This is a genomic window from Streptomyces rapamycinicus NRRL 5491 (genome assembly GCF_024298965.1).
GTDB classification, from domain to species: Bacteria; Actinomycetota; Actinomycetes; order Streptomycetales; family Streptomycetaceae; genus Streptomyces; species Streptomyces rapamycinicus.
The window spans coordinates 12091631-12116801 of record NZ_CP085193.1 but is presented as its reverse complement, the minus strand read 5'-3'; the positions used below and the strand labels follow the sequence as shown (position 1 = coordinate 12116801).

The window sequence follows — 25171 nt, the reverse complement described above, 5'->3', positions numbered from 1 at the left end:
TGGCACCTCAGAGCTGCGGGCAGCCAGCAACCGATCCGGAGGACGCGATGTCCCCACTGCCCCCCGCAGAGCAGCAGTCGGCGGCCTTGGACGACGACGCTCGCCCGAACACCCCGCACGGCCCGGACACCCCGCACGGCCCGGACACCGCCAAGGCGCGCGCCGCGGTGCGCGGCGGGGCGTTCGCCTACTTCGTCGACCAGTTCGACATCTATCTGCCGATCGTGGTGCTCGCGCCCGCTACGGACTACTTCCAGTCGGCGCGGCTGAGCGCGAGCACCACGGCCCTGCTCGCATCGCTGGTGTTCGCGTCGACGCTCATCGGCCGCCCGCTCGGCGCGATCATCTTCGGCCACTTCGCCGACACGGTCGGGCGCAAGCGCACCACGCTCGTCGCGGTCGGCGGCTTCGGCGTCATCACGCTGATCACCGCGTGTCTGCCGGGCCACGAGACGATCGGGACATGGTCGGTCGGCCTGCTGATCGCGCTGAGATTCATCGACGGGATCTTCCTCGGCGGTGAGTACACCACCGCGGTGCCCCTGGCGATGGAGTGGAGCCCACGGCACAAGCGCGGCCTCAACGCCTCGCTCATCACCTCGACCTCCCCCGCCGCGTACGCGATGATCGCCGCGCTCACCCTGCTGTTGCTGCAAGCGCTGCCGTCCACCGGACTGCACAGCGCTTACGTGCAGTGGGGCTGGCGGATACCCTTCGTGGCCGGCGCGCTGCTGGCGGCCCTGTTGTTCCGTTACTACCTCACGCAGGTGCACGAGCCGCCGCCCGAGTACACCGGGAAGCGCCACAAACTGCCGTTGGTACGGCTGCTGGTGCGCTACCCGAAATCGCTGGCCCAGGTGTTCGTGCTGATGACCGGCACCTGGCTGGCCACCAACATGGAGGCCGCCGTGACCCCCGGGCAGCTCAAGGAACACCTTCTGCTGTCGAGCAAGCAGGTCACGCTGACCATGCTCGTCATCAACGCCGCCGCCGCGCTGTCCTACCCCCTCTTCGGACTGCTCTCCCAGCGCATCGGCAGGCGGCGGTTCTACATCGGCTACGGTCTGTCGGTCATGGTGATCGGCGCCGGTTCATACGCGCTGCTGATGGTTTCCGGCGGTGGCCTGGGCGCGGCCCTCGGCTGGGCGTCATGATCGGCGTCTTCACCGTCGGCACGTTCGGCCCGATCGCCGCGTATCTGACCGAGCGGTTCCCGGCGAGCATCCGCTCCACGGGCTATGGCGTCGGGTACAGCCTCGCGCTCATCGCGCCGGCGTTCTACCAGTTCTATCTGCGGCAATTCGACGGCGCCATGCCCTCGCACCTCGCCCCGGCAGTCCTGATCGCGCTCGCCGGCGCACTGATCGCGTTCGGTGGCTTCCTCGGCCCGGAGACCAGGGACGTCGACATGGCCGACGACAGCACGATCCCGAAACTGGCCTGACCCGGCCACCCGGCCCGGCCCCGTGCCGCCCGCGGCGGCCCTACACCGCCCGCCGGCCGAGGTCGTCGGGCCGGTAGTGGCCGCCGAGTTCGTGGGTGAGCGCACGCGCGGTGTCGACGACGACACTCAGCTCGGGGGCGTCGTCGGACATCGACAGGGTGTTGTCCGGGCCGACGATCGCGATCGTGGCACAGATGCCGTCCTCGTCGAACACGGGCGCCCCCACCGCGACGACACCGGGAGTGCTCATCGCGGAGCAGTGGCCCACGGTGCGCACCCGCTCGACGCCGGCGCGCAGTTCCTCCCGCGCCTGGCCCGACAGATTCGCCATCAGCCGTTCCATGGACAGCTGGTCGGCGTGGTACGCGAGGAAGACCTTGCTCTGCGCCGAATCCAGCGGCAGATGACTGCCCACCCGTACGGACACCACGACCACGGCGGAGATGTTCTCCTCGACCCGGGAGACCACCGGCCCGGTGAGGCCCCAGAGGCTGAGCACCACGGTCGTCTGGGTGGCGCGTGCGAGCGCCCTCATATGGCGCGGGGCGAGGTTGATGACACTGCGGTGGCCGATGGCGAAGGCGCCGAGTTGCAGCAGCAGACCACCGGGCACATAGCTGCCCTCGGCATTGCGCTCGAGCAGCCCCGCCGCGACGAGGGAGGTGCAGTACCGGTATGCGGTGGTGCGGTTCAGGCCGAGCCGCTCGGCGACCTCGACGGCGGTCACTTCCGGAGTGGCGGGCTCGAACAGCGACAGGATCTGGCTGACCCTGCTCACCGCCTGGATATCGGCTTGGTCGCCCCGGTCCGCGCGCGCGGCCGCGGCATCGGAGGGCCTCGTCGACTTGCTCATGGGAGCCTCCGCCGGATGGTGGTCGAGGGGCTGATACGCATGTTCACGAAGTGAACCTGATGGTCAGACTACCCGAGTCGGCTGATCCGCCACGGCCCGCCCGACCGGGCGTCGGCACGGCGCGACGGTGACCGCCGAGTGCTCCGTGGGGTGGTGCGTCCCGTGGGAATGGTTCCGTCCTGACTCTTGACGGTGGGTGAAGCTCACGCCAGAGTTCGTTAATGCGCATTAGTAATGCGCATTAACGGATCGGTGAGCGAGGGGACGCCAGGGGTGGATCAGCCGAAGAAGCGGGCGAAACCGGGACGGAATCCCGGTCCCGCGAGCCGTACGTCACGGCCGCGGCAGGCCGAGGTGGCCGGGCTCGCCGGGGTGTCGCAGGCGACGGTGTCACTGGTCCTGTCGGCGCGCGGCGACGGCAGAGCCGCCGCGATCTCCGAGGAGACCCGGCAGCGCGTCCTCGACGCGGCCCGCAGTCTCGGCTACGTACCGGACCCGGCGGCCCGGCGGCTGGCGGCGGCCAGCAACAACCTGCTGGGCGTCTTCAGCTTCACCGCCACTTTCCCGACCGATGTACAGCACTCGTACTACCCGTTCCTGGTGGGCGTGGAGCAGGAGGCGGCCGCCCGGGGCTACGACCTGGTGCTGTTCACCGGGTCGAGCACCGGTGGCGCGGGCGCCGCGGGACCGGACGCGCTGAGCCGGGTCCGGCTGGCCGACGGGTGCCTCTTCCTCGGCCGGCACGTACCGCGCGCCGAACTGAAGCGGCTCGTCGCCGACGGGTTTCCGGTGGTGCATCTGGGCCGCCGCGAGGAGTTGGAGGGGCTGGCCTGGGTCGGCGCCGACTATGTCAGCGCCAGCCGTGAAGTCGTCACCCACCTGGCCGAGTTGGGGCACCGGCGGATCGTGCTCGTTCGGGAGGACGACGACGCGCCCCCGTCCACCGACCGCCAGCGGGGCTTCCTTGACGGCCTGGCGGCGGCGGGCATCGCGGGCGGCCCCGGCGCGGTGCTGCGCTGCGCCGGTCCGGCGCGTGAGCTGACCGCGCGGCGGGTGCGGGCCCTGGTCGCGGACGGGGTGACCGCGTTCGTGGCCGAGGAGACCGACACGGGGGCGGCGTGGCGGGCGCTGAACACCGCCGTCCGGGAGGCCGGGCTCGGCTGCCCGGGCGACGTCTCGCTGGGGCTGCTCGGGAGCCCGCCCGCCGACCTCGCCGCCCGGCCCGTGCCGATGGGGTTCGACATACCCCGGCACCGGCTCGGCGCCGCGGCCGTCCGGCTGCTCGCCGCGCTGGTGGCCGGTGAGGAGGCGCGGGAGCCGTTGGTGGCCTGCGAGTTCCGTGCGGGCGAGACGGCGGGCCCGCCCGTCCCGCCACCGTAGCGACCGGACCCGCAGCGACCGGCCCCGGTGCGGCACCGGGCCATGGAACGAAGTTCAGTCACGACCACGAGGAGCACGGTGATACCCCAGCCAGACATCCTGATCGTCGGTGGCGGCCTCGGCGGCGTCGCCGCCGCACTCGCCGCCTGCCGCGCGGGCCGGCGCGTGGTGATGACCGAGGAGACCGACTGGATCGGTGGGCAGTTGACGGCGCAGGCCGTGCCGCCGGACGAGCACCCGTGGGTGGAGCGGTTCGGCACGACGGCGACGTACCGGGCCCTGCGCGAAGGCATCCGGGCCTACTACCGCCAGTGGTATCCGCTGCGGGGCGAGGCACTCGGGCTCACCGAACTCAACCCGGGCGCCGGGCGCGTCAGCAAACTGTGCCATGAACCGCGCGTCGCGCTCGCCGTCCTGGAGGCGATGCTCGCGCCCCACCGGGCCTCCGGGCTGCTGACCGTCCTGACCGAGCACCGGGCCGTCTCCGCCGAGCACGACAACGATGCCATCACGGCCGTCACGGTACGGGACCTGCGCGGCGGCGCCCTGCGCACCGTCGCCGCCCCCTACGTCATCGACGCCACCGAGACCGGAGAGCTGCTCGAACTGGCCGGTGTGGAGCACGGGAGCGGGGCCGAGTCGCACGCCGAGTTCGGGGAGCCGCACGCCCCCGCCCAGGCCCAGCCCGGCAACCAGCAGGGCATCACGGTGTGCTTCGCGCTCTCCCACCACGAGGGCGAGGACCACACCATCGACCGGCCCGGGACTTATGACTTCTGGCGCGCCTACCGCCCCGAATTCTGGCCGGGGCCACTGCTCGGGTTCGAGGCTCCCGACCCGCGGACGCTGGAGTCCGTCCCGCGCACGTTCGTGCCCAATCCCGAGCTGGATCCGCTGGATGTCAGCGCGGACCAGAGCGCGGACGCCGGGGACAAGGAGCTGTGGGGTTTCCGCCGGATCCTGGCCCGCAAGCTGCACCGGCCCGGGGCCTTCGACTCGGACATCACGCTGGTCAACTGGCCCCTGAACGACTACTGGCTGAAGCCCTTCATCGGGCAGGAGGCCGAAGCGCTGCGTGAGGCACGGCAGTTGTCGCTGTCCGTCCTGTACTGGCTGCAGACCGAGGCGCCGCGCGCGGACGGCGGCACCGGGTTCCCCGGGCTGCGCATCCGCCCCGATGTGACGGGCACGGCGGATGGACTCGCCAAGGCGGCCTACGTACGCGAGTCGCGGCGCGTCAAGGCGGTGACGACCGTCGTCGAGCAGGACGTCGCCATCGACGTCGTGGGCCCGTACGGCACCAAGCACTACCGGGACTCGGTCGGCGTCGGGGGCTATCGCATCGATCTGCACCCCTCGACCGGCGGCGACACCTACATCGACATCGGCTCGGTGCCGTTCGAGATCCCGCTGGGCGCGATGGTGCCGCGCCGGGTGCGGAACCTGCTGCCCGCCGGCAAGAACATCGGCACGACGCACATCACCAACGGCTGCTACCGCCTGCACCCCGTGGAGTGGAACGTCGGCGAGGTGGCGGGCGCGCTCGCCGCGCACTGCCTGGCCGAGGACGTGGAGCCGCACCAGGTGCAGGCGGACGACAAGCGGTTCGAGGAGTTCGCGCGACTGCTGGACCGGGCGGGCGTGCAGAGGAGCTGGCCCGACGTCCGCGGCTACTGACAGGTCCCGTTTCGGCCGGTCTCCCCCTTCGACCGGCCCCCCTTCGGCAACTTACGCACGTCAACGCACAAGGAGGTGCCTGACATGTCCCCTGACCGTCGCGTCCGCGTCGGTATCGACGTGGGCGGCACGTTCACGGACGCCGTGGCCGTCGACGCCGCGACGCTCGAACTGGTGGGCCAGGTGAAAGTGCCCACCAGCCACCACCACGAGGACGGCGTCGCACACGGCATCGTCCAGGCGCTCGGCCGTCTCCTCGAACAGGCCGGGCGCACCCCGGCCGACGTCACGTTCCTGGCGCACGGCACGACCCAGGCCACGAACGCACTCCTGGAGGGCGACGTGGCGAAGGTCGGGCTCATCGGGATCGGCACCGGGGCGGGTGCCGTGTTCACCCGGCGCCTCGCCGCCTTCGGGAAGCTGGAGGTCGCCCCGGGCAAACGCCTTCCGCTGGTGTACGCGCATGTGGCGGACCCGTTCGACAGCGACGCGGTGCGGGCGGCCGTGACCCGCGTACAGGAGGAGGGCGCCCAAGTCATCGTCGCCACTGAGCCGTTCGGGGTGGACCGGCCCGAAGGGGAGCAGGCCGTGCTCGACGTGGCGCGGTCCACGGGGCTGCCGGTCGCGGCGGCACACGAGATCACATCGCTGTACGGGCTGCACAAGCGGACCCGTACCGCCGTGGTGAACGCGGCGATCCTGCCGCGCATGCTGGCCACGGCCGATCTCGTCGACTCCTCCATCACCAAGGCCGGGGTCACGGCGCCGCTGATGGTGATGCGGTGCGACGGCGGTGTCATGTCGCTGGCCGAGATGCGGCGCCGCCCGCTGCTGACGGTCCTTTCGGGGCCGGCGGCGGGTGTGGCGGGGGCGCTGATGCGGGAGCGGATCAGCGAGGGGGTGTTCCTGGAGACGGGTGGCACGTCGACGGACATCAGTGTGGTGCGCCGCGGCAAGGTGGCGGTGCGGCACGCGACGATCCTCGGCAGGGCGTCGTATCTCAACGCCCTGGATGTGCGCACCGTCGGTGTCGGCGGCGGGTCCATGGTGCGGGTCTCCGGGGGGAAGGTCACGGGCGTCGGTCCGCGCAGCGCGCACATCGCCGGGCTCCCCTACGCCTGTTTCGCCTCGCTCGACGAGCTGCGGGACGCGAAGGTCACGACGGTGCGGCCGATGGACGGCGACGCCGACGACCATGTGGTCCTGGACGCGGCGGGCGGCCGGTTCGCCGTGACGATGACGTGCGCGGCGAACGCGCTCGGCCGGGTCCCCGAGGGCGACTTCGCGCGCTGCGACCCGGAGGTGGCGCGGGCGGCACTCGCCCCGCTCGCCGCCCTGCTCGGCATGGATGTGGCGGGCGCGGCGCGGGCCGTGCTGGACGCGGGGACCGCGTCGGTGCGGGCGGTCGTGGACACGATGATCCGCGACTACCGGCTCGGCCGGGACACCGCCGTCCTGGTGGGCGGGGGCGGCGGAGCGGCGGCGGTGACCCCGCAGCTGGCCCGGGCCACCGGTCTGGAAGGGCGCGTCGCCCGTCACCACGAGGTCATCAGCCCGATCGGGGTGGCGCTCGCGCTGGTCCGCGAACAGGTCGAGCGGATCATCCCGGCGCCACCCAGGAGCACATCCTCGCCGTGCGTGCCGAGGCCGAGCGGGCGGTCGTCGCGCAGGGCGCCGCGGCCGACGGGGTGGAGGTCGAGGTGACGGTCGACCCGCAGACCAGCACCGTACGGGCCGTCGCCACCGGCGCGACCGAGCTGCGCACACGGGACCGCGCACACCGCGCCGATGACGCCGAGCGGCTGCGGGCGGCCGCCGCCAGCCTCAGGGCGCAGGAGGCCCGGGTGAGGATCCTGGCCGGCACGGACGCGTACACGGTGTACGGCACGGAGGTGCGGCGCCGGCTGCGGGCGGGGCGGCAGCCGGTGCGGGTCGTGGACGCGGACGGGGTGGTGCGGCTCGGGGTGTCCGACGCCCGGGTGCGGACGACGACCGTGGGCGCGTCCGGCGAGGTGCTCGCCTCGCTGGTGCGGGAGTCCACCTCGTACGGCGACGGCGGGGTGCGGGCGCCCGCGGTGCGCCTGCTGGTGGGCGGCCGGATCGCGGATCTGTCCGGGGTGCTCGAACCCGAAGCGCTGCTCGCGCTGGCCCGCAGCGAGTTGCGTACCCGCGCGGCCGACGAGCCGGTGGTCGCGGTCGTGGAGTCCCGCGCATGAGCGGCGACCACGGCCTCGACCTGGGCCGCGACCACGATCTGGACCTCGCCGTGCGGCTGCTCGCGGGGACGCCCACGCACGAGGGGCGCGATCCGCTGGTCCTGCGCCGATGGGCCGGGGCGGCCGAGGAGTTCGGACGCCGGATGAGTCCCGGTCCGGTGCCGGTCCGGGTGGTCGAGCGGGACGGCGGGCTCGCCGCCGGGCTGCTGGCCCGGTACCGCTCGCGGCCGCCGGTGGTCGAGGTGTACGTCGACACGGTCGACCGCGCCGAACGGCTCGTCGCCGAGCTCGGCTGGCGGAACTGGTTTCCCGCGGGGTCGGTGCTGGCCGCGGCCCTCGCCCATGAGCGGGCGCACGCCTGGCTCCATCACGCGCATGTCCGGGCCGAGTTCAAGCGGGCGCTCGGCCACACCGCGCTGCGGCTCGGGCGGCGTCGTCTGTACGCACACGTCGCGGGCGCCGATGAACTCGCCGCGCATGCCTACGCCCGCGCTGCCTGCGGCCTCGGCCGCAGCCCCCTGCTGCTCACCGAGGCGCTGGCCGCCACAATGTCCAAAAAACCAGAGGTGTCCGAAAGCGAGACGGATCGATGGGTGTCGTGATTCTGCTCCTCATGGCGGCGGGCGTCGCCGCCATGCTCACCCGCAGGCTGCCCACCGCGTTCGCGCTGGTGCTGCTCGCCGTGGCGATCGCGTTCGCCGCGGGCGCGCCGCTGACCGGTAAGAACAGCGTGCTCGACACGGTGCTCCAGGAGGGCGCGCCCGCGCTGGCGGCCACGATGGTCGCGATCCTGCTCGGTTCGTGGCTCGGCAAGCTCCTGGAGGAGACCGGTATCGCGGCCACCCTGGTCCGCAAGATCGTGGAGTTCGGCGGCGACCGGCCGGTGTTCGTGGCGCTCGGTGTCCTCGCGGTGTCGGCCCTCGTGGGCACGGTGACGGGGTCCGCGCCCGCGGCGATGCTCGCCGGGCTCATCGGGATCCCGGCCATGATCGCGGTGGGCATCCCGAAGGTGACGGCCGCCGGTACGATCCTCATGGGCATCGCGGTGGGTGTCCCGTTCGAGCTGCCGGTGTGGCAGTTCTTCTCCACGGCGCTGGAACTGCCCGTGGACACCGTGCGTGGCTTCATGGTGAAGCTGTTCCCGTTCGCGCTGGTGGCGGCCGTCGCGTATGTCCTGGTGGAGTCGCGGCGGCGCGGCGTGGAGCACACCTGGTCGCTCAAGTCTCTTGAGGGCAGGCCGACTTCACGCAGCCGACGGCGGCTGCTCGGCGACGCCCCGTGGTACGCGCTGCTGACACCGGTGGTGCCGCTGGTCCTGGCCCTCGGCTTCGAACTGGCCATCATTCCCTCGCTGCTGGCGGGGTGCTGTACGCGCTGGTGACGACGACACCGCCGCGCGAGATGAACCGACGGCTGCTGCGCACCCTGTACGGCGGTTTCGAGGTGGCGGCGCCCCCGATCACGCTGTTCGTGGCGATCGGCATCCTGCTCGCCGCGGTGAAACTGCCCGGCGCGGTCGACGCCCTCGAACCGCTCGTCAAGGCCGTCAGCCCGCAGAACGCGGTGCTGTTCGTCCTGGTCTTCACGGTGCTGGTGCCGCTGTGCCTGTACCGCGGCCCGCTCAATGTCTTCGGCCTCGGCGCCGGCATCGCGGGGGTCCTCATCGCCACCGGTATCTACCCGGCCACCGCCGTCCTCGGCATGGCCACCTCGTACAACCAGGTCTTCGGCGTCGCCGACCCGACCAGCACCCAGACCGTGTGGGCCGCCCAGTACGCGGGTGTCTCACCGCAGCAGGTGATGGTGCGGACGCTGCCGTATGTGTGGGCCGTGGCGCTCGGGGGCCTGTGTGTCACCGCCGCGACCCAACTGTGATGTCCCTCCGGCCAACAACCCTTTCAACAGCAACCTCAGCAACCTTCTCAACAGCACCCGACCTCAGGAGCCGATCATGCAAGAGCCGCAGTCCGGCCCGGATCGTCGTATGTTCCTGCGCGCGACCGCCGTCACCGGCGCCGCGCTCACCCTCGGCGGCCTGTCGACGCAAGGAGCGTCGGCCGCGCCCGGAGGCTTCCCCGACTACACTTACGTACGGACGCTGCTGACGCCGTCACAGCTGAAGTACAACCCGACGGGCGAGATCATCTTCCCGACCGTGCGCGGCGTCTACGACAAGCTGGCGTCGCCGCTCGGCCGTTACTACCTCTACTACGCGCCGCACGACGCGCCCGGCGGGATCTGCCTCGCCTACGGGAACTCGCTGGAGGGCCCGTTCACGGAGTATCCGGCGAACCCGATCGTGTCCAACAAGTGGTCCCCGCACTACTCGGTCAGCCATGTCTCCTCACCACATGTGCTGTGGAAGGAGGACGTCAAGGAGTTCTGGCTGTACTTCCACGGCGAGAACACCACGACCCGGCTCGCCCGCTCCAAGGACGGCGTCCACTTCACGTACGACAAGGTCGTCCTGTCCGCCTCGATGATGCCGTCGGGCACCACCGAGACCTCGTACGCCAGGGTCTTCCGCCACAACCTGCCGTCACGCGGAGCCCACTATGTGATGCTGTTCATGTACAGAAACACCACCGACCACCGTGACATCTGCTGGGGCTGGTCCGCCGACGGCCGGAACTGGAAGTTCGACCAGACTCCGCTGGTGCGCCACTCGGACGTCGGCGCGGTGAACGTCGGCGGCCCCCACCTGCTCACGCGGAACGGTTCCGCCTATGTGGTCTACAACAAGGACAAGGAGAGCGGCGGCGACCTCATGATCACCGAGGTGGGGGCGGACTTCTCGCTCCGTCGCCATCTGGGCGTCTTCTACAACTCCCGCTCCGCGCCACCGGAGAACGGCAGGTCGGCGGCGCCGTCGTTCGGCACCGACCGCGGAGTGCCGTACATGATCTACGAGGCGGGGGAACGGCTCAAGGGCTCGATCGCGGTGGCACGAGGGTAGTCGGGGCCCACGTCACGTCTGTGCGCTGTCCCGCCGGGTTCGCCGGACAGCGCACAGCCCGACGGCGATCGAACCGGATGCCGGCCACCCGGCCCTCGCCCCCTCGGCAGCGCGGCCGACAGGGCGAGGGCCACGGCGGCGACCGCGGCCGACGCGAGGAAGGCCATGGTGTAACCGGCCTCCGTGGGGGTCGCGGCAGCGGAACCGGTGATGATCACGGCCGCGAGTTGTGCGCCCACCGCGCCACCGAGCGTGCGCAGCAGCGTATTGACGCCCGTCGCCGCGCCTGTCCGGTCCGGACGCACCGCGTTCACGACCAGCCCGCCCAACGAGGCGAACGCGAACCCGTAGGCCACCCCGAGCGCCGTCCCGGCCAGGGCGAGTTGCCACAGCGCGCCGTGTGCCACGCCGAGCGCCACGAGCGTCGCCGCGGCCAGGGCCGCGCCTGCCCGGAACGCGGCCGTGCTGCCGACGCGGGCCGCGAGCCGCGTGGACAGCGGCGCCGCCGCCACCATCGCCACGGCCATCGGCGCGAGCAGCAATCCCGTTCCGGTGGCCGACGTCCCGAACCCGAATCCCGCGCGCACCGGGGTCTGCGCGTACTGCAGGATGAGGGTGACCGCGGCGCCTCCGAACGGAGCGAGTTCATCACCCGGGCACCGATCACGGTCGAAGCCGGCGCGTGGCTCGGCGCGGCGGTGACGGTCCTTCCCGGTGTCACGATCGGACGCGGCGCCGTGGTCGGCGCCGGAGCCGTCGTCACGAAGGACGTTCCCCCCCCAACACCCTGGTGACCGGGTCGGCCGCGTTCGCACGCAAACGATGGAACGACTGAGCCCAAGGACCAGCGGCCTTGGCTGACGACCGCGTCGAGCGCCGCGCTCCCCCTATCCGCGCCCGGCCGTGGTGCCGCGCACGACGAGGCGCGGGGTGAGGACGACCTCGCGGGGCTCGGTGCGGTCCTGGTCGAGGCGTTCCACGGCGGCGGTCACCGCGTGTTGGGCCTGTTCCCGGGCGCTCTGGCTGACGGTGGTCAGGTTGAAGCAGCTCAGCCGGGAGAGGGTGTCGTCGTCGTAGCCGGCCACGGACACCTCGCCCGGGACGGCGACTCCGGCGCGCGCGAGGGCGGCCAGGACGCCGATGGCGCACTGGTCGTTGTACGCGACCACCGCGGTGGGCAGCCGGCCGCCGTCGAGGAGGTGACGGGCGGCGCGTTCGCCGGCCGCTTCGGTGTGGTCCCCGGCGAGCACACGGATGTGGTCGCCAAGGCCGTGGCGGCGCATGGCGGTGCGGTAGCCGCGGCGCCGGTCGGTGGCGATGACACCCTTCCCGCCGTCCACGTAGACGATCTCGCGATGACCGAGTCCGACCAGGTGATCGATGGTCTGACTCACGCCGTCGTCGTCAGCGGTGCGTACGACGTCCAGGGCGGCGTCCGCGATCCGGCGGCCGACGGTGATGACGGGGGCCTTGTTGTCGAGTACGGCGAGCGCGTCCGCGGGTGCGGTGGGGCCGAGCAGGATCAGCGCCTCGCTGCGGAAGGCCAGCAGGGTGTCCACCGCGGTCCGTTCGTCGCGGGTGCGGGTGAGGGTGCTCAGGACCAGGTCGTAGCCGACCTCCTCGGCCGCGGTGTGCAGGTGCTCGACCAGTTCGGCGTGGAACGGGCTGTGGATGTCGACCATGACGCCGAGCAGGCGGCTGCGTCTGCTGGCCAGTGTGCTGGCGGTGCGGTCCACCTGATAGCCGAGGTCGGCGGCCGCCTTCAGGACGCGCTGCCGGGTCCGTTCGCTCGGGCCGGGTACGCCCCGCAGCACCAGGGAGACCGATGCCGTGGACAGGCCCACCCGCGCGGCCACGTCCTCCAGTCTGGGGCGCTTGGGCGTCCCGTTCTGGTGACGCCCGGAATCACCGTCCTCCACCTGTACCTCCCCGGCGCGAATCTCCTTGTGCGACACCCTTGACACCCTCATGCGGCACGGCCGATAGTACCAGGACTTAAAGCGCTTTAAATTGTCCTGTCGTTCCAACAAAGGCTGCGCCGACCGGAGCCGTCGTGGCGTCCGCGCCCACCGGCAGCCGGTGATCCACTCCCCTCCCCGACGCACAGCGAGGTGCACGCAGCATGAGCCGCATATCTCTCCCCGTCCCCCGAGATCCGCCGGATCCCCGCGCGTCGTGGCCGTCGTCGCCACGGCCGCCCTGACCCTCGCGGGGTGCTCAAGCAGCTCGGGCGGGAAGAAGGCCCAGGAGGAGGCGGCCGACGTCCCCGCGGGCAAGGCCGGCACCCCCGGATGACGATCGCGCTGGTCACCCACGCGCCCGCCGGCGACACCTTCTGGGACACCGTCCACAAGGGCGCCCAGGCGGCCGCCGCCAAGGACAACGTCAAGCTCATCTACTCCGGCGACGAGAACGCGGGCGACCAGGCCAACCTGGTGCAGAACGCGATCAACCAGAAGGTCGACGGCATCGCCGTCACCCTCGCCAAGCCCGACGCCCTGAAGTCGGTGGTCGCCAAGGCCGAGAAGGCGGGCATCCCGGTCGTCGGCCTCAACGCCGGTCTGGGCGTCTGGAAGGAACAGGGCCTGCTGTCGTTCTTCGGACAGGACGAGTCCGTCTCCGGCCAGGCGCTCGGCACCAAGCTCAACGGCACCGGCGCCAAGCACGCCCTCTGCGTCATACAGGCGCAGGGCGACGTCAACCTCGAAGAGCGCTGCGCCGGTGTGAAGAAGACCTTCCGCGGCAGGACCGAGATCCTCTATGTCAACGGCACCGACATGCCGTCCGTGAAGTCCACGATCAACGCCAAGCTCAAGCAGGACGGCTCCATCGACGAGGTGATCACGCTCGGCGCCCCCGTCGCGCTCACCGCCGTACAGGCCGTGTCCGAGGGCGGTGGCAAGGCGAAGGTCGCCACCTTCGACCTCAACAAGGAACTGGTCTCCGCCATCGAGAAGGGCGACATCCAGTTCGCCGTCGACCAGCAGCCGTATCTGCAGGGCTATCTGGCGATCGACTCACTGTGGCTCCACAGGACCAACGGCAACTTCAGCGGCGGCGGTGAGCAGCCGGTGCTGACCGGACCGGCCTTCGTCGACAGGTCCAACGTCGACACGGTCGCGAAGTTCGCCGCGAAGGGCACCCGGTGACGCGCATGACCCACTCCACCCAGGTTCCCCCGATCCGAAGGGATTCCCCATGAAGATCGCCCTCGACCCGTTTATGATCCGCGATGTTCCGCTCCTCGAACTGCCTTCGGCGGTGGCTGAGTTGGGATACGAGTGGATCGAACTCTCCCCCCGGGAGGACTTCATCCCCTTCTTCCGCCACCCCCGTGTCGACGACGCCACCGTAAGGAAGTTCCGCAAGGCGCTGGACACGGCCGGAGTGGGCGTCTCCTCCCTGCTGCCCCTGTTCCGCTGGTCCGGCCCGGACGAGGACGCACGGCAGGCCGCGGTCCGGTACTGGAAGCGCTCGATCCAGATCTGTGCGGACCTCGGAGTGGACAGCATGATATCGGAGTTCAACGGCCGCCCCGAGGACCCGGACCGCAGCGAGGCGCAGTTCTGGCGCTCGATGGAGGAGCTGCTCCCGGTGTTCGAGCGCGAGGGCATCAAGCTCGCACTGGAACCCCACCCGGACGACTTCATCGAGAACGGCTACGACGCGATCAACCTGATCCGGGGCATCAACCACTCCCACGTCGGCTTCCTCTACTGCGCCCCGCACACCTTCCACATCGGGGACGACGCGCCCGGCATCATCGAGTACGCGGGCGACCTCCTCACCCATGTCCACCTCGCGGACGCCTTCGACCACACCGCGTCCTCGGGCAACCGCTACATCCTCAACCCGCCCGGCACCCCGGCCCGGATCCATCAGCACCTCGACATCGGCCAGGGCGAGGTGGACTTCGACGAACTCTTCCGCGAACTGCGCGCACACGGCTTCGGCGGCACCCTGACCGCCTGCGTCTTCGCCTGGGAGGAACGGGCCAGGGAGTCCTCCGCCTTCATGCGGAAGAAGATCGACGAATATCTGAACGCCCATTCCTGACCCGCCGCACCCCGGAGGGCGTCTGTCCGACGAGTCCCATTTCCGCCGGCAGTACGCCGACTGATCACTTCTTCCTTTCGAAAGGCATCCGCCATGACCACGTCCGCCCAGCCCCTCTCCGTCGCGGTGATCGGAGCCGGGATGGCCGGCCGCGCCCATGCCGCCGGCTACCGCAACGTCAACACCGTCTTCGACGCGAGCCTGCCGCCGGTCCGGCTGGCCGCGATAGCCGACGCCAATACCGCGCTCGGCGAGGACGCCGCCCGCCGCTACGGCTATGAGAAGGCGCTGCCGAGCTGGGAGGCCGTCGCCGAGGACCCGACCATCGACGCCGTCAGCATCGTCGTGGGAAACGATCTGCACCGCCCGATCGCCGAGGCGCTGGTCGCGGCGGGCAAGCATGTGCTGTGCGAGAAGCCGCTGGCGGGAACGGGCGAGGACGCCCGCGCGATGGCCGAGTTGGAGCGCGGCGCCGATGTGGTGACCGCCGTCGGGTACACCTTCCGCCGCTCCCCCGCCATCGCCGCGATCCGCGATCATGTCCTGCGCGATGAACTGGGCGATCTGACCCTGTTCAGCGGCCGGTACTGGTGCGACTACGCGACCGATCCGAAGGGGCCGCTGAGCTGGCGGTTCAAGGGAGGTCCCGGCTCCGGCGCGCTCGGGGACGTCGGTGCGCACGTGATCGACACCGCCGAGTACATCGCGGGCCCCATTACCGCGGTCTCCGGTGCCTCGCTGTCGACGCAGATCCCCAAGCGGCCCCTGCCGCTGGGCGCGGTCGTCGGCCACAACGCCGCGCCCGTCTCGGACGAGCTCGGCGCGGTCGAGAACGAGGACACCGCGTCCTTCACCGTCCGCTTCGAGTCCGGTCTGGTCGGCACCTTCTCCGTCTCGCGCACCGCCTTCGGCCTGCCCAACGGGCTCTCGTTCGACGTCCTGGGGGTGGGCGGCCGGGCCGCGTTCGACCAGCACCGCCCGGCCGAGTACCTCCTCGACGACGCACAGCCCGACACCCGCCCGAGCGGCGCCCGCCAGATCATCGCCGGCCCGAACCTGCCCTACTTCAAGGGCGGTTACCCGATGGAGGCACCGGGCGTGGGCGGCGGCAACGCCGAGATGTTCACGTACCAGGCCCGGGCCTTCCTCGACCAGGTCGCGGGCGTGGCCGAACCGCTGCCGCCCTGCGCCACGTTCGCCGACGCCCTGCGGACGATGGAGATCATCCAGGCCGTCGTCGAGTCCTCGCGTCAGGGCGGCACCGCCGTCGACGTTCCGCCCGCCGTCTGAAACACCCGTAAGGAGTTGCAACCATGGCCCTCAAGCTCGGCGCCTACACCGCCTGCCTGCACGACCGCACCCTCTCCGAGGCCCTGGACATCCTCAAGGAGAACGGTCTGACCTCGGTCGAGGTCAACACCGGCGGTTTCATCCCCTCCCCGCACTGCCCGGTCGACCTGCTGCTGTCCTCGGCCACCGCACGCGAGGAGTACCTGGCGGCCTTCGCCGACCGGGGGATGGAACTGACCGGCCTCAACTGCAACGGCAATCCGCTCAACCCCCTCCCCGGTGTCGGCCCGAAACACGCCGACGACCTGCGCCGCACCATCCGCCTCGCGGGTCTGCTCGGCGTCGAGCACGTGGTCACCATGTCCGGCACCCCGGGCTCCGACCCCGACGCCAAGTACCCCTCCTGGGTCGTCAACCCCTGGGACGGCGTCTACATGGACGTCCTGGACTACCAGTGGGGCGTGGCCGTCGAGTTCTGGAAGGAGATCGACGCGCTCGCCCGGGAGAACGACGTCCGGGTGGCCATCGAGATGCACCCGCACAACGTCGTCTTCTCCCCGGTCACCCTCAAGCGGCTCATCGACGAGACCGGCGCCACCAACGTCGGCGCCGAGATGGACCCCTCCCATCTGATGTGGCAGGGCATGGACATCGTCGCCGCCGTCAAATGGCTCGGCCCACTGGTCTTCCACGCCGCCGCGAAGGACGCCACGCTCTGCCCCGGCGCCGACATCCGCGGCGTCCTGGACACCTCGTTCACCCGTGTCCCCGCCGACGCCCCCGGCAAGGTCCCCACCGGCTACGGCTCCTGGTGCAACGCCTGGCCCGAGAACCCGGCGTGGAAGTTCGTCGCCGTCGGCCTCGGCAACGACGTACCCTTCTGGACGGAGTTCCTGCGCGCCCTCGCCGAGGTGAACCCCGACATGGCCGTCAACATCGAACACGAGGACGCCGCCTATTCCCAGACCGAGGGTCTGGCCCTGGCCGCCAAGAACCTCCGTAGCGCCGCCGACCCCCTCTGACCCGCCCGCACCCGTGGTCCCCGCTGCCGCCGGCCGGCGGCAGCGGGACCGACGCCGCTGGGACCGAGCCACCGTACGGCCGAGGCCGTACGGACCGTATGTGTCCGCGGCCGGGCGATCGTGTGGTGAGCCGCACGGTCAGACGCTGTACCCACCGTCCACCCCCAGCGCCTGCCCGGTGATGAACCCGGCGCGCTCCGACGCGAGGAACGCGACCGCCTCGGCGATGTCCTGCGCCTGCCCGAACCGGCGCATCGGGATGTTGCGCCGGGCGACGGCCAAGGCCTCCTCGTCCAGCTCGCCGGAGCTGATCAGCCGACTGGCCATGCCGTCCGTGAGCATGCCGGGGGCGACGCAGTTGACACGGACGCCGTACCGTCCCTCCTCGGCGGCGAGTGCCCGGGCCACCGCCTCGACCGCCCCCTTGGCCCCTGACGACAGCCCGTCTCGGACCGGGAATCTCCGGGTGGCGACCGTCGTCACGGCGACGATGCTGCCCCGGCTCTCCCGCAGCGGGGACAGCGCGGGGTGGACGAGGTTGAAGAACGCCACCGCGTCGGCCTCCAGTTGCGTGCGGTACCGGCCGGGCGTCACCTTGCTCAGATGCGTCATCGGTACGTGCGGTCCGGCCGCGTAGACGAGGGTGTGCAGGCCGCCGAAGTCCGCCGCGGCGACACGGACGGCCCGGGCTGTGGCCTCCTCGTCGGTCAGGTCGAGCGCGGTCGCAGCGGCCCGACGCCCGAATGCCTTCGTCTCCTCGGCAAGTGCGTACGCCGCGTACAGCCGGGCGATCGGGTACTCCAGTACGCAGCCGTATCCGCCGAACAGCTGGAGTCAGCGCACCCGTTATGAGTCGCAGAGGTGAAAGGCGATCTCCTGTGGCTGCGGCCCGAACCCCAGCCGTACCTGGGCTCCGACACACGCCCTGGCCAGCGGCACGGCGCTGACCCTGGCACGGAGGCGGAACCCTTCGTCCATGTCGATGATAGCCATGGCGCGGGGCTTGCCCGTGCTGCGGCCGACAACGGTGACGTGATGGATGACACCGATGCCGTCACTGCGTTCCTCGGCCATGTCGGTGGAGCCGCAGACGGGGCACAGCAGGCGGCGGAAGACCGAGGTATGGCACCAGCGGCAGCGCTGGAAGTACAGCACCCCGTCCCGGATCCCCCCTGCTGGGATGGGGCTCCGTTGGTCCGCGTCCGTCTGCGGTACGGCAGTCGAGACGCTGTCCCCTGCGAAGGGGCTGTTGTCCGCGGTTTCGATCGCTGTATGGGACATGGCGAATTCTCCTGGCCGCTGCCGGGTGCGGCGGAACGGCTCTGTGAAGGGGGCGAGGGCGGCCCTGGTCACGGATGTGGCAGATCAGGGCATTCGGCGGTGCACGTCGCGAGGGCTGGCCGATGCGTTCGTCAGTCCTTGATCTCGCAGACCGCGGCGCCGGAGGTGAGGGAGGCGCCGATCTCGGCGGACAGGCCCTTGACGGTGCCGGACTTGTGCGCGTTCAGCGGCTGCTCCATCTTCATCGCCTCCAGGACGACGACCAGGTCTCCCTCCTTGACTTCCTGGCCCTCCTCGACGGCGACCTTGACGATCGTGCCCTGCATCGGGGAGGCGAGGGTGTCGCCCGAGGCGACCGGGCCGGACTTCCTGGCCGTGCGCCGCTTGGGGCGGGCGCCCGTGTGGCCGGTGCGGGCCGGTGACATGCCCAGCGAGGACGGCAGGGAGACCTCCAGGCGCTTGCCGCCGACCTCGACGACCATCGTCTCGCGGCCCGGGTCCTCGTCCGTCTCCGCGTCCGCGGGGGCGGCGAAGGGTTTGATCTCATTGACGAACTCGGTCTCGATCCAGCGGGTGTGGGCCGTGAACGGCTCGGTGGAGCCGGTCAGTTCGGGGCGAACGCCGGGTCCCTGACCACCGCGCGGTGGAACGGGATAGCGGTCGCCATGCCCTCGACCTGGAACTCGGCCAGGGCGCGGGCCGCGCGCTGGAGGGCCTGCGCGCGGGTGGCACCGGTGACGATCAGCTTGGCCAGCAGCGAGTCCCACGCCGGGCCGATCACGCTGCCCGATTCCACACCGGCATCCATGCGCACGCCCGGACCGGACGGCGGGATGAATGTGGTGACCGTGCCCGGGGCGGGCAGGAAGCCGCGGCCCGGGTCCTCGCCGTTGATGCGGAACTCGAAGGAATGGCCGCGCAGTTCGGGATCGCCGTAGCCGAGTTCCTCGCCGTCGGCGATGCGGAACATCTCCCGCACCAGGTCGATCCCGGCGACCTCCTCGGTGACCGGGTGCTCCACCTGCAGACGGGTGTTGACCTCCAGGAAGGAGATCGTGCCGTCGAGGCCGACCAGGAACTCCACCGTGCCGGCGCCGACGTAGCCGGCCTCCTTGAGGATGGCCTTGGAGGCGGAGTACAGCTGCGCGACCTGCTCCTCGGACAGGAACGGCGCCGGGGCCTCCTCGACCAGCTTCTGGTGGCGGCGCTGCAGCGAGCAGTCACGGGTGGAGACGACGACCACGTTGCCGTGGGTGTCGGCCAGGCACTGGGTCTCCACGTGGCGGGGCTTGTCCAGGTAGCGCTCGACGAAGCACTCGCCGCGGCCGAACGCGGCCACCGCCTCGCGGACCGCCGACTCGTAGAGCTCGGGGACCTCTTCGAGGGTGCGGGCGACCTTCAGGCCGCGGCCGCCGCCGCCGAAGGCCGCCTTGATGGCGATGGGCAGGCCGTGCTCCTCGGCGAAGGCCACGACCTCCTCCGCCCCGGAGACGGGATCGGGGTCCCGGCCACCAGCGGGGCACCGGCGCGCTGGGCGATGTGCCGGGCGGCGACCTTGTCACCGAGGTCGCGGATGGCCCGGGGCGGTGGGCCGATCCAGATCAGACCGGCGTCCAGGACCGCCTGGGCGAACTCGGCGTTCTCCGACAGGAATCCGTAGCCGGGGTGGACGGCGTCCGCGCCGGACTCGTGTGCCGCGGTCAGGATCTTGTCGATCACCAGGTAGCTGGTCGCCGGGGTGTCGCCGCCCAGGGCGAACGCCTCGTCCGCGGCGCGGACGTGCGACGCGTCCCGGTCCGGGTCCGCGTAGACGGCCACGCTCGCGATCCCGGCATCCCGGCAGGCGCGGGCCACGCGGACAGCGATTTCGCCGCGGTTGGCGATCAGCACCTTCGTCAGCATGCCGACTCCAGCTCGTTCCCAGCCGGGGTCAGCCGGTGCACCACGCACACGTGCCGTGCCGGCGCCGGCCTGCTCCGCTCGTTCCAACAGGTGGTTCATGCTGCTTTCTCCAAGAGTCGGGGTCTGCTCGTTCAACGGGGGCAAGGAGGAGCGGTCCGGACTAGAGGGGGATGTTGCCGTGCTTCCTGGGCGGCAGCGACTCGCGTTTGGTGCTCAGCTGACGCAGGCCGCGCACGATGTGCCGACGGGTCTCGGACGGCATGATCACCGCGTCGACGTAGCCGCGCTCGGCCGCGACATAGGGGTTGAGGAGGGCGTCCTCGTACTCCTGGATGAGCCGCGCCCGGGTCGCCTCCACGTCGCCGCCGGTCTCGGCCTCGGCCTCGACAAGGGTGCGGCGGTGCAGGATGTTGACCGCGCCCTGGGCGCCCATCACGGCGATCTGGGCCGTCGGCCAGGCCAGGTTGAGGTCGGCGCCCAGGTGCTTGGAGCCCATGACGTCGTACGCGCCACCGAACGCCTTGCGGGTGATCACCGTGATCAGCGGGACCGTCGCCTCCGCGTAGGCGTAGATCAGTTTGGCGCCGCGGCGGATGATGCCGTCGTGCTCCTGGTCGACGCCCGGCAGGAAGCCCGGCACATCGACAAAGGTGATGACCGGGATGTTGAAGGCGTCGCAGGTGCGTACGAAGCGCGCGCCCTTCTCGCTCGCCTTGATGTCCAGACAGCCCGCGGACCGCATCGGCTGGTTGGCCACGATGCCCACCGGGTGGCCCTCGACCCGCCCGAAGCCCGTCACGATGTTCGGCGCGAACAGCGGCTGCGTCTCGAAGAACTCGGCGTCGTCGAGCATGTGCTCGATCACCGTGTGCATGCCGTACGGCTGGTTGGCGCTGTCGGGCACGAGGGTGTCCAGCTCGAGGTCCTCGTCCGTGACGGCGAGGTCCGCCTCCTCGGGGAAGACCGGCGCCCGGGAGAGGTTGTTGGACGGCAGGTACGACAGCAGCTGCTTGACGTATTCGACGGCGTCCTTCTCGTCACCGGCCATGTGATGGGCCACGCCGGAGGTGGAGTTGTGGGTGTGGGCGCCGCCCAGCTCCTCGAAGCCGACGTCCTCACCTGTGACGGTCTTGATGACGTCCGGGCCGGTGATGAACATGTGCGAGGTCTGGTCGACCATGACCGTGAAGTCGGTGATCGCCGGGGAGTACACGGCGCCCCCCGCGCACGGGCCCACGACCAGGCTGATCTGCGGGATGACACCGCTCGCGTGGGTGTTGCGGCGGAAGATCTCACCGTAGGCGCCGAGGGAGGCCACGCCCTCCTGGATGCGGGCGCCGCCGGAGTCGTTGATGCCGATGACCGGGCAGCCGGTCTTCAGCGCGAAGTCCATCACCTTGACGATCTTCTGGCCGTACACCTCGCCCAGCGCGCCGCCGAAGACGGTGAAGTCCTGGGAGAACACGGCCACCGGGCGGCCGTCCACCGTGCCGTACCCGGTGACGACGCCGTCGCCGTAGGGGCGGTTGTCGTCCAGGCCGAAGTTGGTGGAGCGGTGCCGGGCGAACTCGTCGAGCTCCACGAAGGAGCCCTCGTCGAGCAGCAGCTCGATCCGCTCACGGGCCGTCAGCTTGCCCTTGGCGTGCTGCTTTTCGATGGCGCGTGCGGAGCCGGCGTGCGTCGCTTCCCCGATACGGCGCTGGAGACCCGCGAGCTTGCCCGCGGTGGTGCGGATGTCGGTGCCGGACACGTCCTCGGCACTCTGTTCCTCGGCACTCTGTGTAACGGAATCCACACCGGACCCTTCCGTGGTACTTAATGTCACGAGAACGGTACTCAGTACCGCGCGGTGGGGCAAGTGGTCTCCGAGTACTGAGACAGGGAAGGATGAGCGGTCATGAGCAAGCCAGCCGCGCGGATCCGGCTCGCGGACGCCGCGTTCGTTCTCTTCGACGAACGCGGATACGAGCGGACCACCGTCGATGACATCGCTGAACGGGCCGGAGTGGGCCGTACGACGTTCTTCCGGCACTACCGGTCCAAGGAAGCGGTCATCTTCCCCGACCACGACCGGCTGCTGGAGCTGATCAGGGACCGCCTGGCGACCTCCAGTGAGAGCACCGCCCTGGTCGCCGTGTCCGACGCCGTACGCCTGGTGCTGCTGCACTACATCGACGAGGGCGACCTCGCGCACCGCAGGTACGCGCTCACCAGTAAGGTCGCCGCCCTGCGGGACCGGGAGATCGCCAGCGTGGCGCGCTACCAGCGACTGTTCCGTGAATTCATCGCGGACTGGATGGGAGACCCCACCGAGGCGGCCTCGCTTCGGGCCGAGCTCATGGCGGCGGCAGTGGTGGCGGCGCACAACCACGTATTGCGCCGATGGCTCCGGGGAGAGTCCGCGGACCCCGTCGCAGAGGTCGACGAGGCGATGCGCGAAGTCCTCGCTCTCTTCCCGGCGCCTCAGTCCCCCGGGGAAAGGGGCGATGACGGCACCACCCTGGTCGCGTTCCGGACCAGCCAGGACCTCGATGCCCTGCTCCCCTCGCTACGACGCCTCATCGAGGACGGCCCGTGAGCGCGCGTCGGCATGACCTTCAGGCGAAGAGCACCGCGCGCGCCGCACGGGGGCGTCCCGCGCGGCTGAGCCGCGAACTGATCGTCTCCACCGCCCTGCGGTGCGACCTCACCACGCTCACCATGCGGGAACTCGCCACTCGTCTCGGCGTCTCGCACTCCGCGCTCTACCGCTGTGTCCGCGACCGCGAAGGGCTCTTCGACCTGATCAGCGAGGTCATGGTCGAGCGCATCCTGCCGCCGGACGACCCCACGGAGCACACCTGGCGCTCATGGCTGGCCCGCCTGGCATGGGCCATGCACGACGAGTTCCTGGCCGTACCCGGATACGCCGCCCGCGTCGCGCATCCGCACCGGCACAACCCGGCCTCGTTCGGGCGGCTGCGCGAGCGGGTGGAGGCCGCGTTCATCGCGGCGGGCGCCTCTCCGGAGGCGGCACAGCAGAGCTGGTACGTCTTCGCACTCGGCATCGTCCAGTGGCTCGGCGGGACCGACCAGGGCGTCTCCATGGACGGCGCGCCACCCCGCTTCGACCTGTTCCTCGACACGCTGCTGCGCGGACTGCCCGCCCGCCTTCCCGTCGAACACCCGCGTCCCGACGCCCAGCGCTCTCGGCCGTAGGTCACAACGCCGCGACGTCGAGCACCAGCTTGCCCGTGGTCGTACCCGATTCGATGCGGCGGTGGGCCTCGGCGGCCTGTTCCAGCGGCAGGGTTTCGACCCGCGTCCGCAGGTCTCCCGTCGCCGCGGCCGCCACCGCGCGGCGCAGCGCCCGGCGTGTCTCCTCGGGGAAGGCGGCGGCGAAGGCGGCCAGGTTGAAGCCGGAGACGGTCCTGTTGGTGAACCACAGTTCGTTGGCCGGGATGCCGATGTCCTCGGCGCCGGAGGCGTTGCCCATCACCACCAGGCGCCCCATCGGGGCCAGCCGGTCCAGCCCCGCACGGCGGGCCGGGCCGCCGACCATGTCGACCACGACGTCGAACTCGCCCGCGTCGGCGATGCGGTCCCGCGTGATCACCTCGTGGTAGCCGAAGCGCTTGGCGGTCTCGATCTTGGCCGCGCTGCCGACGGTGCCGACCACGTGGCCCGCGCCCAGCAGGCGGGCGGCCTGGCCGAGTTGGCTTCCCACGCCGCCGGCCGCCGCATGGACCAGAACGCGTTCTCCGGGCTCGATCCGGGCCACCCGGTCGAGCACCAGGAACGCGGTGGTGCTGTTGGACGGCAGCGCCGCGGCGACGTCCATCCCGATACCGAGGCCGTCCAGCGGCACGACCAGGTCCGCCGAGGTGACCACCACCTCCGCGTAACCACCGCTGTCGACGATCGAGAGCGCGGCCACCGGCTGCCCGACGGTCAGATCCTCGACGTCCTCACCGACCGCCCGGATCCGCCCCGACACCTCGATACCGGGCACAAAGGGAAGCGGCACGTCGACCACGCCACGCCGGTAGAGGACCTCGGCGAAGTTGGCACCCGCGTACGCCACGTCGATGGCGACCTGGCCCGGTCCGGGCTCGGGGACGGGAGCGGTGGCGACGCGGAGCACCTCGGCGTCGCCGAACTCGGGGATGGTCACTGCCTTCATCTGCCTGCTGCCGTTGCTCATGTCCACGATCCTGCGGGCACGGCGGCGACGCGGGCAGTGCCCACTCATCCTGGGTGTGGCACCACCAGGCTGTGCTGCCGCAGCAGCGTCTCCAGCCGCTGCTGGGTGTCGGTGCCGGGGCGTGGGTTGTGCAGGATCAGATGGTGCCCGGGGTGCTCGGGCAGCGGCAGCAAGGTGGCATCGAAGATCATCGTCCCGGCGTCGGGGTGATCGACCGCCTTCACCGCGCTGGTGTGCTCGGCAACATCGTGGCGCGCCCACAGCTCGGCGAATTCGGGGCTGACCACGGCCAGATCGGCGGCGATGCGGCCGAACTCCGGATCGTCCGGGTAACGTGCCGCGTCGGCGCGGAAGGCAGCGGCCACATCGGCCGCGGTCTCGGCCCAGTTCCGGTGCAGCACCCGGTAGCGGGCGTTGGTGAAGAAGGAGACCAGGCAGTTGTGGTCGCTCTCGCCGTAGCCGAACACCACGCGTGCCGCGTCGTTGACCGCGGTGAAGTTCCAGTGCCGGTCGCGCACATAGCCGGGCCGCGGTGACCAGGCGTCCAGCAACCGCCGCACCTCGGGTGACGGTGCCGCCGAGGGCGCGGAAGGGGCCTGCGGCGGGTTGAGTCCGGCCAGGCGGTACAGGTGGGCACGCTCGGCGGAGCCCAGCAGCAGCGCCCGGGCGATCGCGTCGAGGACCTGCTCGGACACCTTGATGTCGCGGCCCTGCTCCAGCCACGTGTACCAGGACACTCCGACGCCTGCCAGCACCGCGACCTCCTCGCGCCGCAGACCGGGTGTGCGCCGCCGGCCACCGTCGGGCATGCCGACATCGGCCGGGGAGACCCGGGCCCGGCGGCTGCGCAGGAACTCCCGCAACTCGGTGCGCCGGTCGTCGCGGGACAGGGGCGCGTGGGAGGTAGCCAT

At 71.0% G+C, this 25171-nt stretch carries 19 protein-coding genes and 5 pseudogenes; 15 read left to right on the top strand and 9 right to left on the bottom strand.

Features of this window, described 5'->3' with window-relative positions:
- Nucleotides 1–47: 47 nt before the first annotated feature.
- Together LIV37_RS49910 and LIV37_RS49905 are read left to right on the top strand one after the other, a co-directional pair.
- Entirely contained in the window at nucleotides 48–1154 is a 1107-nt protein-coding gene (locus LIV37_RS49910) for an MFS transporter (RefSeq protein ID WP_254807170.1), read from the top strand.
- Nucleotides 1151–1444 carry an MFS transporter gene (locus tag LIV37_RS49905; protein WP_254807169.1) on the top strand — a complete coding sequence of 98 codons (294 nt, stop codon included), beginning with the start codon at nucleotides 1151–1153 and terminating at the stop codon, nucleotides 1442–1444. The genes LIV37_RS49910 and LIV37_RS49905 overlap by 4 nt, the downstream gene beginning before the upstream one ends.
- Nucleotides 1445–1484: 40 nt before the next feature.
- On the opposite strand, the gene LIV37_RS49900 is transcribed toward LIV37_RS49905, so the two are convergent.
- Nucleotides 1485–2297 carry an IclR family transcriptional regulator gene (locus LIV37_RS49900; protein WP_020874686.1) on the bottom strand — a complete coding sequence of 271 codons (813 nt, stop codon included), beginning with the start codon at nucleotides 2295–2297 and terminating at the stop codon, nucleotides 1485–1487.
- A gap of 273 nt (nucleotides 2298–2570) precedes the next feature.
- Between LIV37_RS49900 and LIV37_RS49895 the strand changes: the two genes are divergently transcribed.
- The 6 genes and pseudogenes from LIV37_RS49895 to LIV37_RS49870 all read left to right on the top strand — a co-directional run bounded on the left by LIV37_RS49895 (nucleotide 2571) and on the right by LIV37_RS49870 (nucleotide 10526).
- Entirely contained in the window at nucleotides 2571–3677 is a 1107-nt protein-coding gene (locus tag LIV37_RS49895; protein ID WP_243146512.1) for a LacI family DNA-binding transcriptional regulator, read from the top strand.
- 78 nt (nucleotides 3678–3755) lie between these two features.
- Nucleotides 3756–5354 carry an FAD-dependent oxidoreductase gene (locus LIV37_RS49890; RefSeq protein WP_020874685.1) on the top strand — a complete coding sequence of 533 codons (1599 nt, stop codon included), beginning with the start codon at nucleotides 3756–3758 and terminating at the stop codon, nucleotides 5352–5354.
- Nucleotides 5355–5438: 84 nt separating this feature from the next.
- Nucleotides 5439–7570: pseudogene (locus LIV37_RS49885) on the top strand (hydantoinase/oxoprolinase family protein).
- Nucleotides 7567–8172 carry a hypothetical protein gene (locus LIV37_RS49880; RefSeq protein WP_020874683.1) on the top strand — a complete coding sequence of 202 codons (606 nt, stop codon included), beginning with the start codon at nucleotides 7567–7569 and terminating at the stop codon, nucleotides 8170–8172. Before LIV37_RS49885 ends, LIV37_RS49880 begins: the two are co-directional and overlap by 4 nt.
- A pseudogene (locus tag LIV37_RS49875) lies at nucleotides 8160–9445 on the top strand (TRAP transporter large permease). The gene LIV37_RS49880 and the pseudogene LIV37_RS49875 overlap by 13 nt, the downstream one beginning before the upstream one ends.
- Before the next feature lie 76 nt (nucleotides 9446–9521).
- Nucleotides 9522–10526 (top strand): glycoside hydrolase family protein, encoded by a 1005-nt coding sequence (locus LIV37_RS49870; RefSeq protein ID WP_121826443.1) that lies wholly within the window; start codon nucleotides 9522–9524, stop codon nucleotides 10524–10526.
- Here the strand turns inward: LIV37_RS49870 and LIV37_RS49865 are convergent.
- Nucleotides 10475–11113, bottom strand: coding sequence for an MFS transporter (locus tag LIV37_RS49865; protein WP_254807168.1), 639 nt, complete (start codon nucleotides 11111–11113; stop codon nucleotides 10475–10477). The two genes, LIV37_RS49870 and LIV37_RS49865, sit on opposite strands and share 52 nt — an antisense overlap.
- Before the next feature lie 102 nt (nucleotides 11114–11215).
- On the opposite strand from LIV37_RS49865, the pseudogene LIV37_RS52855 reads away from it, so the two are divergent.
- Nucleotides 11216–11311 (top strand): annotated as a pseudogene (locus tag LIV37_RS52855) (sugar O-acetyltransferase); the annotation flags it as partial.
- A gap of 102 nt (nucleotides 11312–11413) precedes the next feature.
- Here LIV37_RS52855 and LIV37_RS49855 read toward each other — a convergent pair.
- Entirely contained in the window at nucleotides 11414–12382 is a 969-nt protein-coding gene (locus LIV37_RS49855) for a LacI family DNA-binding transcriptional regulator (protein WP_243146560.1), read from the bottom strand.
- Nucleotides 12383–12659: 277 nt separating this feature from the next.
- Between LIV37_RS49855 and LIV37_RS49850 the strand changes: the two are divergent.
- From LIV37_RS49850 to LIV37_RS49835, 4 genes and pseudogenes are all read left to right on the top strand, one after another.
- A pseudogene (locus LIV37_RS49850) lies at nucleotides 12660–13675 on the top strand (sugar ABC transporter substrate-binding protein).
- Nucleotides 13676–13724: 49 nt separating this feature from the next.
- A complete protein-coding gene (locus tag LIV37_RS49845) occupies nucleotides 13725–14582 on the top strand; it encodes a sugar phosphate isomerase/epimerase family protein (RefSeq protein WP_020874677.1) in 858 nt (285 codons plus the stop codon).
- Between the two features lie 93 nt (nucleotides 14583–14675).
- Nucleotides 14676–15872 (top strand): Gfo/Idh/MocA family protein, encoded by a 1197-nt coding sequence (locus LIV37_RS49840; protein WP_020874676.1) that lies wholly within the window; start codon nucleotides 14676–14678, stop codon nucleotides 15870–15872.
- A 23-nt stretch (nucleotides 15873–15895) separates the two neighbouring features.
- Nucleotides 15896–16894, top strand: coding sequence for a sugar phosphate isomerase/epimerase family protein (locus LIV37_RS49835; protein ID WP_020874675.1), 999 nt, complete (start codon nucleotides 15896–15898; stop codon nucleotides 16892–16894).
- A 138-nt stretch (nucleotides 16895–17032) separates the two neighbouring features.
- Here the strand turns inward: LIV37_RS49835 and LIV37_RS49830 are convergent, their stop codons facing one another.
- The 4 genes and pseudogenes from LIV37_RS49830 to LIV37_RS49815 all read right to left on the bottom strand — a co-directional run bounded on the left by LIV37_RS49830 (nucleotide 17033) and on the right by LIV37_RS49815 (nucleotide 21872).
- Nucleotides 17033–17722 carry an SDR family NAD(P)-dependent oxidoreductase gene (locus tag LIV37_RS49830; RefSeq protein WP_121826446.1) on the bottom strand — a complete coding sequence of 230 codons (690 nt, stop codon included), beginning with the start codon at nucleotides 17720–17722 and terminating at the stop codon, nucleotides 17033–17035.
- Between the two features lie 18 nt (nucleotides 17723–17740).
- The gene (locus tag LIV37_RS49825; protein WP_020874673.1) at nucleotides 17741–18175 is read right to left on the bottom strand and encodes a Zn-ribbon domain-containing OB-fold protein; all 435 of its coding nucleotides are present in this window, start codon (nucleotides 18173–18175) and stop codon (nucleotides 17741–17743) included.
- 131 nt (nucleotides 18176–18306) lie between these two features.
- Nucleotides 18307–20074 (bottom strand): annotated as a pseudogene (locus tag LIV37_RS49820) (acetyl/propionyl/methylcrotonyl-CoA carboxylase subunit alpha).
- A gap of 163 nt (nucleotides 20075–20237) precedes the next feature.
- A complete protein-coding gene (locus LIV37_RS49815) occupies nucleotides 20238–21872 on the bottom strand; it encodes an acyl-CoA carboxylase subunit beta (RefSeq protein WP_167525941.1) in 1635 nt (544 codons plus the stop codon).
- 102 nt (nucleotides 21873–21974) lie between these two features.
- Between LIV37_RS49815 and LIV37_RS49810 the strand changes: the two genes are divergently transcribed.
- Entirely contained in the window at nucleotides 21975–22655 is a 681-nt protein-coding gene (locus LIV37_RS49810) for a TetR/AcrR family transcriptional regulator (RefSeq protein ID WP_020874670.1), read from the top strand.
- Nucleotides 22652–23275: a TetR/AcrR family transcriptional regulator gene (locus LIV37_RS49805; protein ID WP_020874669.1), complete on the top strand. Its 624-nt coding sequence runs from the start codon at nucleotides 22652–22654 to the stop codon at nucleotides 23273–23275. The genes LIV37_RS49810 and LIV37_RS49805 overlap by 4 nt, the downstream gene beginning before the upstream one ends.
- 1 nt (nucleotide 23276) lies before the next feature.
- Here the strand turns inward: LIV37_RS49805 and LIV37_RS49800 are convergent, their stop codons facing one another.
- Both LIV37_RS49800 and LIV37_RS49795 read right to left on the bottom strand, forming a co-directional pair.
- Nucleotides 23277–24260: a quinone oxidoreductase family protein gene (locus LIV37_RS49800; protein ID WP_020874668.1), complete on the bottom strand. Its 984-nt coding sequence runs from the start codon at nucleotides 24258–24260 to the stop codon at nucleotides 23277–23279.
- Between the two features lie 44 nt (nucleotides 24261–24304).
- Nucleotides 24305–25171: a helix-turn-helix transcriptional regulator gene (locus LIV37_RS49795; protein WP_020874667.1), complete on the bottom strand. Its 867-nt coding sequence runs from the start codon at nucleotides 25169–25171 to the stop codon at nucleotides 24305–24307.

Coding starts and splice junctions, on each gene's coding strand:
- LIV37_RS49810 (WP_020874670.1), top strand. CDS start 21,975: ATGAGCAAGCCAGCCGCGCGGATCCGGCTCGCGGACGCCGCGTTCGTT.
- LIV37_RS49900 (WP_020874686.1), bottom strand. CDS start 2,297: ATGAGCAAGTCGACGAGGCCCTCCGATGCCGCGGCCGCGCGCGCGGAC.
- LIV37_RS49825 (WP_020874673.1), bottom strand. CDS start 18,175: ATGTCCCATACAGCGATCGAAACCGCGGACAACAGCCCCTTCGCAGGG.
- LIV37_RS49835 (WP_020874675.1), top strand. CDS start 15,896: ATGGCCCTCAAGCTCGGCGCCTACACCGCCTGCCTGCACGACCGCACC.
- LIV37_RS49910 (WP_254807170.1), top strand. CDS start 48: ATGTCCCCACTGCCCCCCGCAGAGCAGCAGTCGGCGGCCTTGGACGAC.
- LIV37_RS49795 (WP_020874667.1), bottom strand. CDS start 25,171: ATGGCTACCTCCCACGCGCCCCTGTCCCGCGACGACCGGCGCACCGAG.
- LIV37_RS49800 (WP_020874668.1), bottom strand. CDS start 24,260: ATGAGCAACGGCAGCAGGCAGATGAAGGCAGTGACCATCCCCGAGTTC.
- LIV37_RS49840 (WP_020874676.1), top strand. CDS start 14,676: ATGACCACGTCCGCCCAGCCCCTCTCCGTCGCGGTGATCGGAGCCGGG.
- LIV37_RS49905 (WP_254807169.1), top strand. CDS start 1,151: ATGATCGGCGTCTTCACCGTCGGCACGTTCGGCCCGATCGCCGCGTAT.
- LIV37_RS49845 (WP_020874677.1), top strand. CDS start 13,725: ATGAAGATCGCCCTCGACCCGTTTATGATCCGCGATGTTCCGCTCCTC.
- LIV37_RS49870 (WP_121826443.1), top strand. CDS start 9,522: ATGCAAGAGCCGCAGTCCGGCCCGGATCGTCGTATGTTCCTGCGCGCG.
- LIV37_RS49880 (WP_020874683.1), top strand. CDS start 7,567: ATGAGCGGCGACCACGGCCTCGACCTGGGCCGCGACCACGATCTGGAC.